The organism is Bradyrhizobium sp. 141 (assembly GCF_023074055.1).
In the GTDB taxonomy this organism is placed as follows: Bacteria; Pseudomonadota; Alphaproteobacteria; order Rhizobiales; family Xanthobacteraceae; genus Bradyrhizobium.
The window spans coordinates 50,183-64,313 of record NZ_JADPKR010000005.1; the positions used below are offsets into that span (position 1 = coordinate 50,183).

Here is a 14,131-nt window from a genome sequence, read left to right on the forward strand (position 1 = left end):
TCCGAGGCTTCGCATTCATCGGAATTCCGGGAGCAGATCGAGCACGTTCCAATCCAGCATGGCGGTGACGGCACGGTTCATTAACGCGTGCTTGCGCCTCAATGCTCGCTCATGGGTGTTGATGTTGATGCCAACGATGTACAGAACCGTGCAGAAGTCGAACAGCATCGCCTTACGATAGTCTTCGCGCGCGTTCTCAAAGGAATATCGTATCCCGAACGTTCCGATACGTTCGACGTAACGTCGTAGCAGCTCATGCTCGTTGGCGCGCCTGTCGTCCACGTTCATGCTGTGGCTGACCAGATACGCGAAATCTCTCATCCCCTTGGACGGACGCACGGCTTGCCAATCGACCGCGACGATCGGGTCTTTGCCGTCCTGCCCGAACAACAGGTTGTCGAGGCGAAGATCGCCGTGCCCCAGCGTCGACGGCTGGGAGGTAAGCCATTCCTGAAGCGGGACGACGGCGTCGAGATAGGCCTCGCGCGCCGTACGGAAACAATCCGGCACATGCTCCCCGAACCGCGCCTCCATCTCATTCCAGGCGGTGACATACCTGTCGCGCGACGGCATCACTAGCGGCGCGAGATCCACCTTCGCCATCTTGCCCCAATATGGGCCGTGCAATTGAGCCATGAGATCGATCGCAAGGCGAGCCTCATCAACCTTGAGGCCCACCGTTTCGTCACCCGGGCGGTGGTTGGGAAAATCCTCGAGAAGCAGCGCAAAGAATCCGCCGTCGCACGTCGTCTCGGCGAAGTAGCACCCTGGCGCACGAACGCTCGCGGCCTTCAACAGGACATTGTAAAAATCAACTTCTCGCTGGTAGAGACCGATCGCCTTCGACGCCTTCCGCCTCACCGCGTCGGTCGTGGCGAATTTCACGAACAGGCTGGCCGGTCCCGTCGTCGGTGCTCCCGATTGTGCATAGCGCAACGTCAATCGAGCAGATTCGCCCGTTTGCCCGAAACCAAGTCCAATCGGGGTAGCCTCGAAGCCATCGACCCTTTCGCTTGGCGCTATCAGCCGGTTTTCTCGCAAGACGTCCGTCAACCACGCAGGATCGACTTCCCCTAGCGACACAGGAAAGGCAGCGCTCATCGTTCCTCCCGCAGGCGACGTTGCTGCATGTCGTCCTGCAAATTGTTTTCTTGTCGTCAGGGGTAGCACGCCGCTCAAGTTGACGCGTTCGAATCTGCGGTGATAGACTTATCGGTCAATCCGATAAGACGTTTGCAAGGTGAGGATGCCACCCATCGAGTTACGTCAACTCCGCTATTTCATGTATCTGGCGGACGAGCTGAGCTTCAGTCGAGCAGCTCGGAGGGCGAGCATTTCGCAATCGTCGATGACCGACCAATTGCAGCGGCTCGAGGATGTCCTGGGCGTGCGCCTTGTCGATCGGAACAGGCGCAACGTTTGCCTGACGCCCGCTGGAAGCGTTTTGAGGCGGGAAGGCCAGGATTTGCTCGAGCGGATCGAAGCATTGGCCGACAAGACGCGTGCGGCCGGCGGCATTTCCAGGGAGCGGTTGCGTATCGGCTACTCTGAGATGGCTCTCAGTTCGCCCATGCCGCGGATCATCCAGAACTTTCGGCATCGCTACCCCGACACGGACACCATTCTGCTTGAGCAGTCGTCCAATGGCTCTGAACGCGCGTTGCTGCACGGCACCTTTGACTGCTTGTTCGTGCCAGACTTGCAAGCGCACCCAAGGATTTCGAGCCTGGGCATTGGCGATGACGCGGTACTTGCATGCATGCCAGACTCCTCCCGCCTGCTCGATAGCCCCTCGGTCTACCCTGAACAGTTCCGAGAGGAGCCCATCATTCTACCCGAGGAAGGGAGCCGCTTCGGCGATCGAATTATGGCCGCATTTGCGCGCGCGGACGTCCGGCCAAAGATCGCCGCCCGAATGTCCCGCGCATCTGCGATCCTGACGCTCGTCGCTGCCGAGGCGGGAATTGGCTTCATCCCGCTGTCCCTTGTCGGCCTGGTACCGAGCGGCGTGGGGGTTCGACCGTTTGCCAACCCGCCCTTGACCATCCCCTTTGCGTTGGTGTGGCGGAACGATCCGGTCAATTGCGTCGTCGAACGCTTCGTCGCGATTGCGCGCGAAACTGTCGGGCAAGCCGATAAACCAGTGGGCGAAAGGACGACGGCAATCTCGTCTGCGTGAAGAACTTCGCCGCGCGTTCATTGCCTCGGGAACGTTGGATCCTCCACCGCGAGATCGATCACCCGAGCGAGTCCAGATCGGCCATTGCCGTGGCAATACGCTCGATCATCGCCAGTGCCGTCTCCTCGGACTGCATGGCCGGCAACAAAGGCGAATGGCACAAGGTGATCGTCCACATCAGGAGCGCATGCACCATCTGCTGGCGATAGTGCAGGAAACTCCGGTCGAAATCAGGCCTGGTCCCCGTCAACTCTGCGAACCGATCGATATAGCGACGGAGCAGATCCTTTTCCCAATTGCGGCGGTCGTCGGGCGTCAGCCCGGCCGTGACGGCATACGAAAAGTCCCGCGACCAGTGACCGCGCGCAAGGCACTGCCAGTCGCACAACCCCATCTTCCCCGCCCCCGTGCGATACCAATTGCCGATATGCACGTCGGAATGGATCAGTCCCTGCGGCTCGTTGTCGTGGACCGCAAGCGCCTGCACGGCGGCCGGCCATACCGCGTCTCGCCGCGCCAGCACGCTCTTCGGGATGACGTGCGCGGCAGCGTCGAACGCCTTTCGGGTGTAGTGCTCGAGGCTCATCTTTTCCGCGCCGATGGTGAACCAGCGCGGATAGCTGGCGACCCAGGGATAGCGCGCCGCGAGTTCGCCATTGCCGTAAAAACGCGCGTGCAGGGCAGCCAGGACATCCACCATGTCCTCCGCCGTCGCACGATCGACGTAAGTCTTGGAGTTGCAAAACGTCGCAGATTTCGTCGCGACCATGTCCTCAAGGAGCAGAATCGAGGCGTAGGTCTGGCGATCGAACGCGGCGTGATAGCCGATCGGCGCCTCGATCTCGAGCTGCGGCCGCAGTTGCATATAGAACCGGCCCTCGACCCGCGCGGTGCCGTTGAAGCCGCCGATCATACGCGTAACAACACTGGGCAGCGACTTCGTGAACATCGACTTCGGCAGATCCGCGCGTTCGCCGGCCTCGTTGTAACTGACGATCAACTGGTGGCGTTCGTGGGTCCCCGCGCTTGCGGCCTTTACAGCAACGCCTGACACGGCGGCGCCCGGAACGCTTTGACAAAGCACGGCCGTCAACCATTCGGGCGTGATGGCGTCGGGTGAGCACGGAACATCTTCAGGCCGTCGCGCCTTGGGTCGAACCAGTCGTTCGAAGGCAACGCGCCCGCCAATCTTCAGTGCGGCCAGTGCCGTTGCGCCTGAGGCAGCCATGATCCCTCTCCCTGCACCGGCGGCAATCGTCGCGCGCCGCCCGGCGGAATGTTAGTACGCTTTCGTACTATTTGACCCCACAATCCCGGCGACGTCAAGGAAAGACGGCATAGAAAAGGCGCAGGCGAACGGCAGCGCCCGCGATAACAATAGTGAAATTGTAGGCTCATGAGTCCGCATGCGCCATATTTCCATTTCCTTATATTTAGTATAGTAGTGTACTTATTTAGTGCGTCGGCCGCGCCGGCGCCTGCAAGAAACCAATATGGGAGAAAGCATGAGATTTCCGATTCTGGTCGGCGCTTCGGCTCTTTTCACACTAGGCGCCCTCCTCGAAGCCGGCGCAGCCGACAAGCAATATGGCCCGGGCGTTACCGACACCGGGATCAAGATTGGCCAGACCGTCCCCTATAGCGGGCCGGCGTCCACCTTCTCGAGCTATGGCCGGGTCATGACCGGCTATTTCCAGATGCTGAACGAAGCAGGTGGAATTAACGGCAGGAAGATCAACCTGATCTCCCTCGACAACGCCTTCAGCCCGCCCAAAGCCATCGAACAGACCCGAAAGCTGGTCGACGACGATGGTGTCCTGGCCGAGGTCGGGACCGTAGGCACGGTGCCGAACATCGCCGTTCAGAAGTATCTCAATCAGAACAAGGTTCCCCAGGTCTTCATTTCGGCCGGCGGGCGCCGCTTCAACGACCCGAAAGCCTTCCCGTGGACTGTCCCGTTCTACCCTCCCTTCGAAATGGAGGGCGCCACGTTCGGCAAGTTCATTCTCAAGAAGTTTCCAAACGCAAAGATCGCGGTGCTCTATCAAAATGACGACTACGGCAAGGACTACCTTACGGGCCTCAAGGCAGGTCTGGGGTCCGACGGCACGGCGAAAATCGTGGCTGACGCAAGCTACGAGTTGAGCTATCCGACCGTCGACTCTGAAGTCCTCAAGCTTAAGGCCTCGGGCGCCGATACGCTGGTCTATTTTACGACGCCCAAGTTTGCGGCGCAGGCGATCAAGAAGGCCAATGAGCTGAACTGGAAACCGGTCCAGTTCCTCGCCAGTCCGGTCAACTCGATCCAGGGCGTGCTGACACCTGCCGGGCTCGACAACGCCCAGGGCGCCTATACGACTCAATTCGCCAAGCAGGCCAGCGATCCCGCCTGGGCGGAGGACGGCGAGGTGAAGGACTACGTCGCCTTCATGAAGAAATGGGCACCGAACGACAGTCCGAACGACTTCATCGCACTGTCCGGCTACATCAATGCGCAAGCCATCGCGAAGGGTTTGCAGCGCTGCGGTGACAATTTGACACGCGAAAACCTACTGGCGCAGGCAACCAGCTTCAACAAGGAGCGGGTCGGTATGCTTCTTCCCGGGATCGAGCTCACCAATTCCAAGGACAATTACGCCCCCTACCGCTCCTTGCGCATGGCCATCTTCGACAAGGCGTCCTGGAAGCTACTCGACGAATAGCCCCTTGAGGCCCACCGAGCATCGCCTCGGTGGGCCTCAAACCAAAGAACACACGAACGGAGACCTTCGTTGACCATCAAGGGCAAGGCCTACATTGCCGGAATCTACGAACACCCGACCCGGCATGCGCCGGACAAATCCACCGCGCAGCTCCACGCCGAGGTCGCCAAGGGCGCGATCGAAGATGCGGGGCTGACCAAGGATGACATCGACGGCTACTTCCTGTCAGGCGACGCGCCCGGAGGCGCCTGGCCGATGGTCGATTATCTCGGCCTGAAGGTACGCCATGTCGACAGCACCGACACGGGCGGTTGTTCCTACATTATCCAGCTCGGCCATGCCGCCGAAGCGATCGCCGCCGGCAAATGCTCGATCGCGCTGATTACACTGGCAGGCAAGCCGCGCACCGGCCCGCCGCAGCTGCGCGCGCCGGGCCCCGAGGCCGACTTCGAGACTGCCTATGGCGCGACGACGCACAATGCGTATGGCATGTGCGCCATGCGCCATATGCACGATTATGGCACCACGAGCGAGCAGCTTGCCTGGATCAAGGTCGCGGCCTCGCATCACGCGCAATATAATCCGCATGCGATGCTCAAGGAGGTCGTGACCGTCGAAGACGTCTTGAACTCGCCGATGATCTCCGACCCACTGCGCAGGCTCGACTGCTGCGTCGTGACTGACGGTGGCGGTGCGCTGATCGTGACCTCTCCCGAGATCGCCAGGAGCCTGAGGAAGCCGCTGGTGCGCCTGATCGGCCACGGCGAGGCGATGAAGGGGCCGGGCGGCGGCAAGGATCTCGACCTCACTCACTCTGCCGGAATCTGGTCCGGCCCGCGTGCGTTCGAGGAAGCCGGCATCACGCCGAAGGACATCAAATACGCCTCGATCTACGACAGCTTCACCATCACCGTGCTGATGCAGCTCGAAGACCTCGGCTTTTGCAAGAAGGGCGAGGGCGGCAAGTTCGTCGCCGACGGCAATCTGATCTCGGGCGTTGGCAAGCTGCCGTTCAACACCGACGGCGGCGGCCTCTGCAGCAACCATCCCGTCAATCGCGGCGGCATGACCAAGATCATCGAGGCCGTGCGGCAACTGCGCGGCGAGGCGCATCCGGAGGTGCAGGTTTCGAATTGCGATCTCGCCATCGCTCACGGCACCGGCGGCCTTTTGGGTGTTCGCCATGCCGCTTCGACCGCCATTCTGGAGCGCGTGTGATGAGCGAAGCAAAGAAGTATCCGGCACCGGTCACGAACCCCGAGACCGCGGCGTTCTGGGACGCGGCCAAGCAGGGCAAGTTCATGATCAAGCGCTGCACCGCCTGTGGCGAGGCGCATTACTTCCCGCGCTCGATCTGCCCGTTCTGCTTCTCCGACAAAACCGTGTGGGAGGAGGCTTCGGGCGAGGGCACGATCTACACCTGGAGCCTGATGCGGAAGTCGCCGACCGGTCCTTACGCGATCGGCTATGTCACGCTGAAGGAGGGGCCGTCGGTGCAAACCAACTTCGTCGACTGCGATCTCACGACGCTGAAGATCGGCCAGACGGTGAAGGTGGTTTTCAAGCCGACCGACGGTGCACCGCTGCCGTTCTTCACACCCATCTGATGTGGATCGCTATCGCTTCGTGCGTCGCAGCCCGGACACCGGTCAACTCACGACCTCATCGCGGCGCAGCTCGGCGATGCTGGCAGCAGATAGTCCGAGCTCGGTCAGGACGTCGTCGGTGTGTTGCCCGATCGTCGGCGGAGGAAGGCCGGGATCGCGCTCTTCCCCAACGAACGTGACGGGATGGCCCACGCAGTTCAAGGAGCCGACCGCTGGATGGTCGTACTGCATGATGAGCTTGTCCGCCTTCGTATGGGGATGATCCAGAAGCTGGGCGAGCGTGTTGATGGGTGAACAGGGGATGCCGACCTCGTTCAGGGCCGCATTCCAATGCTCGACAGACCTGGTGGCGATCACGGACTGAACGTGGCGCAACGTCTCGGCACGATGCTTCACCCGCTCCGCGTTGGTCCGGAATCTCGGATCATCCACGATTGCATTCAGGCCGGCGACGCCGCAGAACTTGCGCCAAAGGTTGTCGTTGGCCACTCCGATCATGATCGGTCCGTCCGCGGCTTCGAATGCCTGGTACGGGCATAATGATTCGTGGCTGGATCCGCACTTGGCCGGCTGCGTCCCCCGCTCCCAGAAGGTCTGCAGATTGTAGCCGAGGAGTCCAAGCGCCGTGTCGAACAGCGATACCTGGATCGCGGCGCCCTTGCCCGACTTCTCGCGTGCAAAGAGGCAAGCGAGGATGCCGCTAAAGGCATGGACACCGGTCATCTGGTCGATCGGCGAGATCGGGCTGCGGATGTAGCCGCCGCCCTCGTCGCCCGTCATCGACATGATGCCGCTGAAGGCTTGCAGGATCACGTCATAGCCTGGGGAATTCTTGAGCGGCCCCGTCCTGCCGAAGCCCGAGATGCTGCAATGAACCAGACGATCGTTAAGCGCGCAGAGGCTTGCGGCATCGATGCCCAGCCGCTCGGCAACGCCAGTGCCAAAACTCTCGATCGCGACGTCGGCGGATCTTGCGAGCTCGTGCACAAGCTTCCGCCCCTTGTCGGATTTCATGTTGATGGCAATGCTTCGCTTGTTCCGGTTGGCGCTCAGAAACACCGTGCCAAGGCCGGGCGCAGGGAACGGCGGCCATCCCCGCGTCTCATCTCCCTGCCCTACCGCTTCGACCTTGATCACCTCGGCGCCGAGATCTCCAAGATATTGCGCGCAGAGCGGGCCGGCGAGCACCTTCGAGAGATCGAGAACCTTGATACCTTCAAGAGGTCTGGACACGATTCTTCTCCTTCATGGAGCACTGACTAGCCGAGCCCGGCGGCGAACAAGCCACCGAGATAAGCGGGAAAACCGGCCTGCGTGACCAGAACATAGTCGGCAGCTCGACGTTCGGACTCATCCAGTTGGGATCGCCAGCCCGCGGCAGCGCCTTCTGCTTCCGCCAACCTGGCGCGCAGCAACTCCTTGCCCCAGGTCCGCGGCTCATCGTCATGCCAGTAGACCGCGCCAGCGATACGCCCGTCGAACTCGATCTTACAGGGCTGTTCGACGCGAAAGCCCGCCCGGGCAAACGCCTCGGAAAGCTCCTTGCCACGGTCCGACTGAACACCGAGAACCTTCGAGACGTCGGCTACTGCCGCGGTGATCTTGGGATTCAAGCCGGCCTTTTTTTGCCGTTCGTGATCGAGCCGACCGAGGAACAATGTCCTGATCATGTTACGCGGCTCCCGCCTCTGGATCAGCTTCGCGAAGATCTGCATCTCCGTTCGGATGGCCGTATCGAAATCCAGCGGGAGGCCCTGTTCGACGCAGTCGAGAATGGCTGACAGAGCCGGATAGTGGCCGAGCGTTTCGGCCAGCATTTTGTTCCGTTTCTCTCCGATTTCTGCCTTCACGCGCGGCGCATCCGACGTGTGCCAATCTGGTCGATCCCAGGGCTGCACCGCGGATGGTCGCGACAGCACCCAGCGCTCAGCCGCCGCAACTTCTTCGCCTGGCACCGTCAGTTCATGCGCAAGTCCGGCTGCAATGGCCTCTTGTCCTTTAAGTCGCGCGCCATCGAGCAGTACGGGCAGCGCCGCCTCGATGCCCATCAGGCGCGGTAGGCGCTGAGTTCCGCCGCCACCCGGCAACAATCCGACAAGCGATTCCGGCAAACCAAATGTCGCCTGGGGATGATCGGCAAGCACTCGATGATGCGCCGCAAGGGCAAACTCGCAGCCGCCGCCCAAAGCAAGGCCAGCGATCGCCACCGCGACCGGCTTGCCAGCCGTCTCCAGCTTCCGCAACCCATGGCTCAATCGAAAAAAATGATCGAAAGCAAGACGGTCGCGCTCGGCGGACGGCGCCGCCATAATCATGTCGTAGGCAGTCTCCAGCTCGGCCAAGTCCGCGCCGGCGCAGAAGGCGGTCGACTTGCCGGAACGAATGACGACCCCCGCCACGTCGCTTTGCCTGAGCCAGTCCGCAAACAACCCAAGCTCCTCGATCGCAGCATTCGAGAACACGTTCATCGATCGTCCCGGCATGTCGAAGATGAGGTGCACGACGCGTTGCTCGGTCAATTCGAGGCGAAACTGCTTGAGCACCGGCCCGACTGTCATTGCTCGCTCTCCTCGCTACCGTTCATTGGTGTACGATCGCTCTTGCCTGCGTGTCGTTTCGGGTTGTATACCCCGATCAAATACTGTACACTAGCTAACTAAATCAGACGAGGCGATATTTGACAATGATCGAACGCACGATCTTTCGCGAGGAACACGAGATTTTCCGGCAGACGGTCCGTCGCTTCGTCGAGAGCGAAATCGTGCCCTTTCATGCCCAGTGGGAAGAAGAGGGCATCGTTCCACGAGACTTGTGGCTGAAAGCCGGCGCGGCTGGCCTCCTCTGCTGCACCGTGCCAGAGGAATATGGCGGCATGGGCCTCGATTATCTCTTCGACGTTGTTGTGTTCGAAGAGCTCTGGCGAGCGGGAGCCAGCGGTCCCGGCTTTTTGATCCATACCGACCTGGTCGCCACCTATCTTCTGTCCTTCGGGAGCGAGGCCCAGAAACGCAAATGGCTGCCCAAGATGGTATCCGGCGAAGCGATCGGCTCGCTGGGTATGACGGAACCTCACGCCGGGAGCGACCTCAAAGCGATCCGCACGCGAGCCGCGCGCGACGGTGACGACTTCGTCATCAACGGCCAGAAAGTCTTCATCTCAAACGGGCAGCTTTGCGACTTCATCGTGCTCGCGACCAAGACCGACAGCAAGGCCGGCGCCAAGGGCGTGACTCTTTTCATCGTCGAGAGCAATCGGCCCGGCTTCAAACGTGGCCGGAATCTAGAGAAGCTCGGCATGAGGGCCCAGGATACGTCCGAGCTGTTCTTCGACAATGTCCGGATTCCCGCGAGCAACATGCTCGGCGCGGAGGGGCGCGGCTTCGCCCAGATGATGACCAAACTCGCGCAGGAACGGCTGGCGCAGGCGATCCGATCGGCGACGGTCACCGAGACGGTGATCGACTGGACGCTGCAATACACCTCCGAACGAAGCGCATTCGGCCAGAAGCTTGCCGACTTCCAGAACACGCAGTTCAAGCTGGCCGATCTCAGGACCAAGGCAACCGTCGCGCGCGTCTTCACGGACAAGTGCATCGCCCTGTTCATGGAAGGTAGGCTCGATCCGGTCGACGCTGCCATGGCGAAGATGTTTACGTCAGAGCTGCACTGCGAGACCGTCGACGAATGCCTCCAGCTCTTTGGCGGCTGGGGCTATATGTGGGAATATCCGATCGCGCGGGCCTATGCCGACGCTCGCGTGGTGAAGATCGCCGGCGGCTCGATCGAAATCATGAAGACGATCATCGCGCGCCAGATGTACTCGCAACGCGGATACGACATCCAGAAGAACGGGTCGGCCTCATAGCCCCCTTGCCTTCGTCCCATCGAAGGCTGCCAAAGAAACGACAAACGACAAGGGAGATCGACGTTGAAGGGCCTATCGGGAAAAGTTGCCGTCGTGACCGGCGGCGGACAGGGCATCGGAAGAGGATTGACGCTGCGGCTGGCTGAAGAAGGCTGCAAGATCGCGATCTTCGACATCAATCCGCAAGGCGGCGAAGAAACTGCAAAACTCGCGCCGCAGGCCGTCATCAAGACCTATGCGGTCGACGTCGGTGATGCCGCCTCCGTCGATGCCGCGGTGGGCAGGGTCGAGGCCGAACTCGGCCCGATCTGGCTTCTGGTCAACAATGCCGGCTGGGACCGTCCGATGCCGTTCCTGAAGACCGATCGGGAGCTCTGGGACAAGATCATCCGCATCAATCTCTACGGACCGCTCAATACCCACAAGGCGATTGCGCCGCTGATGGCCGAGCGCGGTGGCGGCCGCATCGTCAATATTGCTTCCGACGCCGCCCGCGTCGGCACCAGCGATGAGGCCGTCTACTCGGCCTGCAAGGGTGGCCTGATCTCGTTCACGAAGTCGCTGGCGCGCGAGCTGGCACGCAAGAACGTCCTGCTCAATGCCGTCTGCCCCGGCCCGACCAACACGCCGATGATGGCGTCCGTGCTTGGCGAGGGTGAGCACGCCGTGAAGTGGAAGGACGCGATGGTTCGTGGCATCCCGCTCAAGCGGATGGGCGAACCCGACGATTACGGCGGGATCGTTGCGATGCTCGCTTCCGACGACGGCAAATTCATCACCGGACAAACCATCTCCGTCTCCGGCGGAATGAACATGATCTAACGTGCGAGGACCCACCATGACCGATCCCAAGCAATTCACCGACGTCATCTATGAAGTGCGCGACCGCGCCGCGTGGATCATCATCAACCGGCCAAAGGTGTACAACGCCTTCCGTGCGCGCACGCTGGACGAGCTGATCCAGGCCTTTCAGATTGCCGGCAACGACCGCAATGTCTCCAGCATCGTACTCACGGGTGCCGGCGAGAAAGCCTTCTGCACCGGCGGCGATCAATCCGCCCATGAGGGCCAGTATGACGGTCGCGGCGTGGTCGGACTACCGATCGACGAGATCCAGGGCCTGATCCGCGATGTTCCGAAGCCGGTCATCGCCCGGGTCAACGGATTTGCGATAGGCGGCGGCAACGTGCTCGCCACGCTCTGCGACCTCACGATCGCGGCCGATACGGCCCAGTTCGGCCAGGTCGGCCCCAAGGTCGGCTCTGTCGATGCCGGCTGGGGCACGGCATTCCTGGCCCGTCACGTCGGCGACAAGAAAGCCCGCGAAATCTGGTACCTCAATGAACGCTACACCGCGGAGCAGGCCCGCGAGATGGGCCTGGTCAACAAGGTCGTGCCGATGGCGCAGCTGGATGCGGCCGTGAAGGACTGGACCGACAAGCTCGCGCAGCGCTCGCCGACCGCCATTGCACTCGCCAAGCGGTCCTTCAACGCCGATTCCGATAATATCCGCGGCATCAGCAATTTCGCGCTGCACGCGGTGAAATTGTTCTACGACACCGCGGAATCGAAGGAAGGCGTCGCAGCCTTCAACGAGAAGCGCGATCCGGACTTTCACAAGTTCACGCGCTGAACGGCGCAGGCCAGGAAGACCAAGCCATCAGGAAGACCAAGCCATGGCGTCGCACAAGGTGATCATCTCCTGCGCGGTCACGGGATCGATCCACACGCCCTCGATGTCGCCGCACTTGCCGGTGACACCGGCGGAGATCGCCGAATCCGCGCTCGGCGCCGCGGCCGCCGGCGCTGCGATCGTGCATCTGCACGCGCGGAATCCGGTCGACGGGAGGCCGGATCAATCGCCGGAGGCCTTTGAACCTTTCCTCCGGGTGATCAAGCAGAGCTCCAACGTCGTCGTGAACCTGACGACGGGCGGGTCGCCCTACATGACCGTGGAGGAGCGCGTCCGTCCGGCAGCGAGTTGGAAGCCGGAGGTCGCGAGCCTCAACATGGGATCGATGAATTTCGGCCTGTTCCCGATGCTGAAGCGTTACAAGACCTTCAAGCATGACTGGGAGCCTCAGATGCTCGAGGGCTCCCACGATCTCGTCTTCCGCAACTCGTTCAAGGATATTCGCTACGCGCTGGAGACGCTGAACAGCTCTGGCGCGCGATACGAGTTCGAGTGCTACGACACCAGCCATCTCTATAATTTGCACTATTTCTGGACCGAAGGACTGGTGAAGGCGCCCCTCTTCATCCAGACCTGTTTCGGACTGCTCGGCGGCATCGGCTCGCATCCCGATGACGTCATGCACATGAAGCGGACGGCCGATCGCCTGTTCGGCGACAACTATCGCTGGTCGGTGCTCGGCGCCGGCCGCGCGCAAATGCAGGTCGCCGCAATGGCGGCGGCAATGGGCGGCCACGTCAGGGTTGGACTAGAGGACAGCCTGTGGATCGGCTCGGGCCGCCTTGCCGAAACCAATGCGGCGCAGGTGACGCAGGTCCGCAAGATCATCGAGGGCCTCGGGCTCGAAATCGCAAGCCCCGATGACGCTCGCGACATCCTCCAGCTCAAGGGCGGCGACAAGGTCGCCTTTTGACGCTCAGCTTACGGTTGACAGACATGCTGCCAGATCGCCCGATCTACGACGAAGAGCACAGCCTCCTGCGTGAAAGCGTCCGGCGCTTTGCCGCTGCGAAGATAGCGCCACACTTCCAGGAGTGGGAGAAGGCGGGGATCATCGACCGCGCGCTGTGGCCGGCGGCCGGCGATGCCGGCCTGCTCTGCCCGCAGGTGCCGGAACAATATGGCGGCATCGGCGGTGACTTTCGCCACAACGCCGTCGTGATCGAAGAGCTCGCCTATTCGGGATTCGCGGGTCCGGCGACCGATTTCTCGGTTCACAACGACGTCTGTTGTGGCTATCTGCTGAGCTACGGCACGGAAGAGCAGAAGCTGAAATGGCTGCCGGGGATGGTCTCCGGCGAGACCGTGTGTGCGATAGCCATGACCGAGCCCGGAACCGGCAGCGACCTGCAGGGCATCCGCACCCGCGCCGTTCGCGAAGGAGATGAGTACGTTATCTCCGGTCAGAAGACCTTCATCTCCAACGGCCAGATGTGTGATCTCGTTATCGCGGTCACTCGAACCAATCCCGAGGGCGGATCACGCGGGATGAGCCTGATCCTTGTTGAGACCGATCGTCCGGGCTTTCGGCATGGTCGCAATCTCGACAAGCTCGGCCATCTCTCCTCCGATACGTCGGAGCTGTTCTTCGACCAGGTTCGCGTTCCCGTCAGCAACCTCTTGGGCTCGGAAGGCGGCGCGATGGGTGCGCTGATGAGTGAGCTGCCGCAGGAGCGGTTGACGATCGCCCTTCACTCGATTGCGTCGGCACAGAAGGCATTCGACATCACCAAGACCTACGTTCAGGAGCGCAAGGCCTTCGGACAAGCGATCGGAACCTATCAGAACACGCGCTTCAAGCTGGCGGACCTGAAATCGGATCTCCAGGTCGGGTGGGCCTATGTCGATCAGTGCCTGAGCCAGCATGTCCGTGGCGAGCTGACCACCTACGGCGCCTCGACAGCCAAGCTCTGGGTTACCGAGATGCACGGCAGGCTTGTCGATCAGTGCCTGCAGTTCTTCGGCGGCTACGGCTTTATGCGCGAGTACGAGATCTGCCGGCTGTTCGCGGATGCACGGGTGCTGCGCATCTATGGCGGCACGTCGGAGATCATGCGCGAGCTGATCTCGCGCAACCTCTGAGGC

13 protein-coding genes are annotated in these 14,131 nt (G+C 61.5%); 9 read left to right on the forward strand and 4 right to left on the reverse strand.

Going from position 1 to position 14,131, the window contains the following annotated elements; genetic code table 11:
- Positions 1–15: 15 nt before the first annotated feature.
- Entirely contained in the window at positions 16–1,101 is a 1,086-nt protein-coding gene (locus IVA81_RS02040; RefSeq protein WP_247311494.1) for an ecdysteroid 22-kinase family protein, read from the reverse strand.
- 145 nt (positions 1,102–1,246) lie between these two features.
- Here IVA81_RS02040 and IVA81_RS02045 point away from each other — a divergent pair, with 145 nt between their 5' ends.
- Positions 1,247–2,179 (forward strand): LysR family transcriptional regulator, encoded by a 933-nt coding sequence (locus IVA81_RS02045; protein ID WP_247311497.1) that lies wholly within the window; start codon positions 1,247–1,249, stop codon positions 2,177–2,179.
- Between the two features lie 58 nt (positions 2,180–2,237).
- Here IVA81_RS02045 and IVA81_RS02050 read toward each other — a convergent pair whose 3' ends face one another.
- Entirely contained in the window at positions 2,238–3,407 is a 1,170-nt protein-coding gene (locus IVA81_RS02050; protein WP_247311500.1) for a phosphotransferase, read from the reverse strand.
- A gap of 277 nt (positions 3,408–3,684) precedes the next feature.
- Between IVA81_RS02050 and IVA81_RS02055 the strand changes: the two genes are divergently transcribed.
- The 3 genes from IVA81_RS02055 to IVA81_RS02065 all read left to right on the forward strand — a co-directional run bounded on the left by IVA81_RS02055 (position 3,685) and on the right by IVA81_RS02065 (position 6,488).
- Positions 3,685–4,881, forward strand: coding sequence for an ABC transporter substrate-binding protein (locus IVA81_RS02055; protein WP_247311503.1), 1,197 nt, complete (start codon positions 3,685–3,687; stop codon positions 4,879–4,881).
- A gap of 69 nt (positions 4,882–4,950) precedes the next feature.
- Positions 4,951–6,099, forward strand: coding sequence for a thiolase domain-containing protein (locus tag IVA81_RS02060; protein WP_247311505.1), 1,149 nt, complete (start codon positions 4,951–4,953; stop codon positions 6,097–6,099).
- Positions 6,099–6,488 (forward strand): OB-fold domain-containing protein, encoded by a 390-nt coding sequence (locus IVA81_RS02065; RefSeq protein WP_247311508.1) that lies wholly within the window; start codon positions 6,099–6,101, stop codon positions 6,486–6,488. Before IVA81_RS02060 ends, IVA81_RS02065 begins: the two co-directional genes overlap by 1 nt.
- 42 nt (positions 6,489–6,530) lie before the next feature.
- On the opposite strand, the gene IVA81_RS02070 is transcribed toward IVA81_RS02065, so the two are convergent.
- Positions 6,531–7,721 carry a CoA transferase gene (locus tag IVA81_RS02070; RefSeq protein WP_247311511.1) on the reverse strand — a complete coding sequence of 397 codons (1,191 nt, stop codon included), beginning with the start codon at positions 7,719–7,721 and terminating at the stop codon, positions 6,531–6,533.
- 26 nt (positions 7,722–7,747) lie between these two features.
- Complete coding sequence (locus tag IVA81_RS02075; RefSeq protein ID WP_247311514.1) at positions 7,748–9,046, reverse strand: enoyl-CoA hydratase-related protein; 1,299 nt, start codon at positions 9,044–9,046, stop codon at positions 7,748–7,750.
- Between the two features lie 125 nt (positions 9,047–9,171).
- Between IVA81_RS02075 and IVA81_RS02080 the strand changes: the two genes are divergently transcribed.
- The 5 genes from IVA81_RS02080 (at position 9,172) to IVA81_RS02100 (ending at position 14,128) form a co-directional block, all read left to right on the forward strand.
- Positions 9,172–10,353, forward strand: coding sequence for an acyl-CoA dehydrogenase family protein (locus IVA81_RS02080; protein ID WP_247311516.1), 1,182 nt, complete (start codon positions 9,172–9,174; stop codon positions 10,351–10,353).
- 63 nt (positions 10,354–10,416) lie between these two features.
- On the forward strand, positions 10,417–11,175 hold the full coding sequence (locus tag IVA81_RS02085; protein ID WP_247311519.1) for an SDR family oxidoreductase: 759 nt from the start codon (positions 10,417–10,419) through the stop codon (positions 11,173–11,175).
- Between the two features lie 16 nt (positions 11,176–11,191).
- Positions 11,192–11,986: an enoyl-CoA hydratase-related protein gene (locus tag IVA81_RS02090; protein ID WP_247311524.1), complete on the forward strand. Its 795-nt coding sequence runs from the start codon at positions 11,192–11,194 to the stop codon at positions 11,984–11,986.
- A gap of 43 nt (positions 11,987–12,029) precedes the next feature.
- Complete coding sequence (locus tag IVA81_RS02095; protein ID WP_247311526.1) at positions 12,030–12,959, forward strand: 3-keto-5-aminohexanoate cleavage protein; 930 nt, start codon at positions 12,030–12,032, stop codon at positions 12,957–12,959.
- Positions 12,960–12,982: 23 nt separating this feature from the next.
- Positions 12,983–14,128, forward strand: a complete 1,146-nt coding sequence (locus tag IVA81_RS02100) for an acyl-CoA dehydrogenase family protein (protein ID WP_247311529.1) — start codon at positions 12,983–12,985, stop codon at positions 14,126–14,128.
- The last annotated feature ends 3 nt before the right edge of the window (positions 14,129–14,131 follow it).

Bases quoted from the DNA above. Each gene is read 5' to 3' on its own strand.
- IVA81_RS02075 (WP_247311514.1), bottom strand. From the start codon at position 9,046: ATGACAGTCGGGCCGGTGCTCAAGCAGTTTCGCCTCGAATTGACCGAG.
- IVA81_RS02080 (WP_247311516.1), top strand. From the start codon at position 9,172: ATGATCGAACGCACGATCTTTCGCGAGGAACACGAGATTTTCCGGCAG.
- IVA81_RS02040 (WP_247311494.1), bottom strand. From the start codon at position 1,101: ATGAGCGCTGCCTTTCCTGTGTCGCTAGGGGAAGTCGATCCTGCGTGG.
- IVA81_RS02090 (WP_247311524.1), top strand. From the start codon at position 11,192: ATGACCGATCCCAAGCAATTCACCGACGTCATCTATGAAGTGCGCGAC.
- IVA81_RS02100 (WP_247311529.1), top strand. From the start codon at position 12,983: ATGCTGCCAGATCGCCCGATCTACGACGAAGAGCACAGCCTCCTGCGT.
- IVA81_RS02055 (WP_247311503.1), top strand. From the start codon at position 3,685: ATGAGATTTCCGATTCTGGTCGGCGCTTCGGCTCTTTTCACACTAGGC.
- IVA81_RS02050 (WP_247311500.1), bottom strand. From the start codon at position 3,407: ATGGCTGCCTCAGGCGCAACGGCACTGGCCGCACTGAAGATTGGCGGG.
- IVA81_RS02065 (WP_247311508.1), top strand. From the start codon at position 6,099: ATGAGCGAAGCAAAGAAGTATCCGGCACCGGTCACGAACCCCGAGACC.
- IVA81_RS02095 (WP_247311526.1), top strand. From the start codon at position 12,030: ATGGCGTCGCACAAGGTGATCATCTCCTGCGCGGTCACGGGATCGATC.
- IVA81_RS02045 (WP_247311497.1), top strand. From the start codon at position 1,247: ATGCCACCCATCGAGTTACGTCAACTCCGCTATTTCATGTATCTGGCG.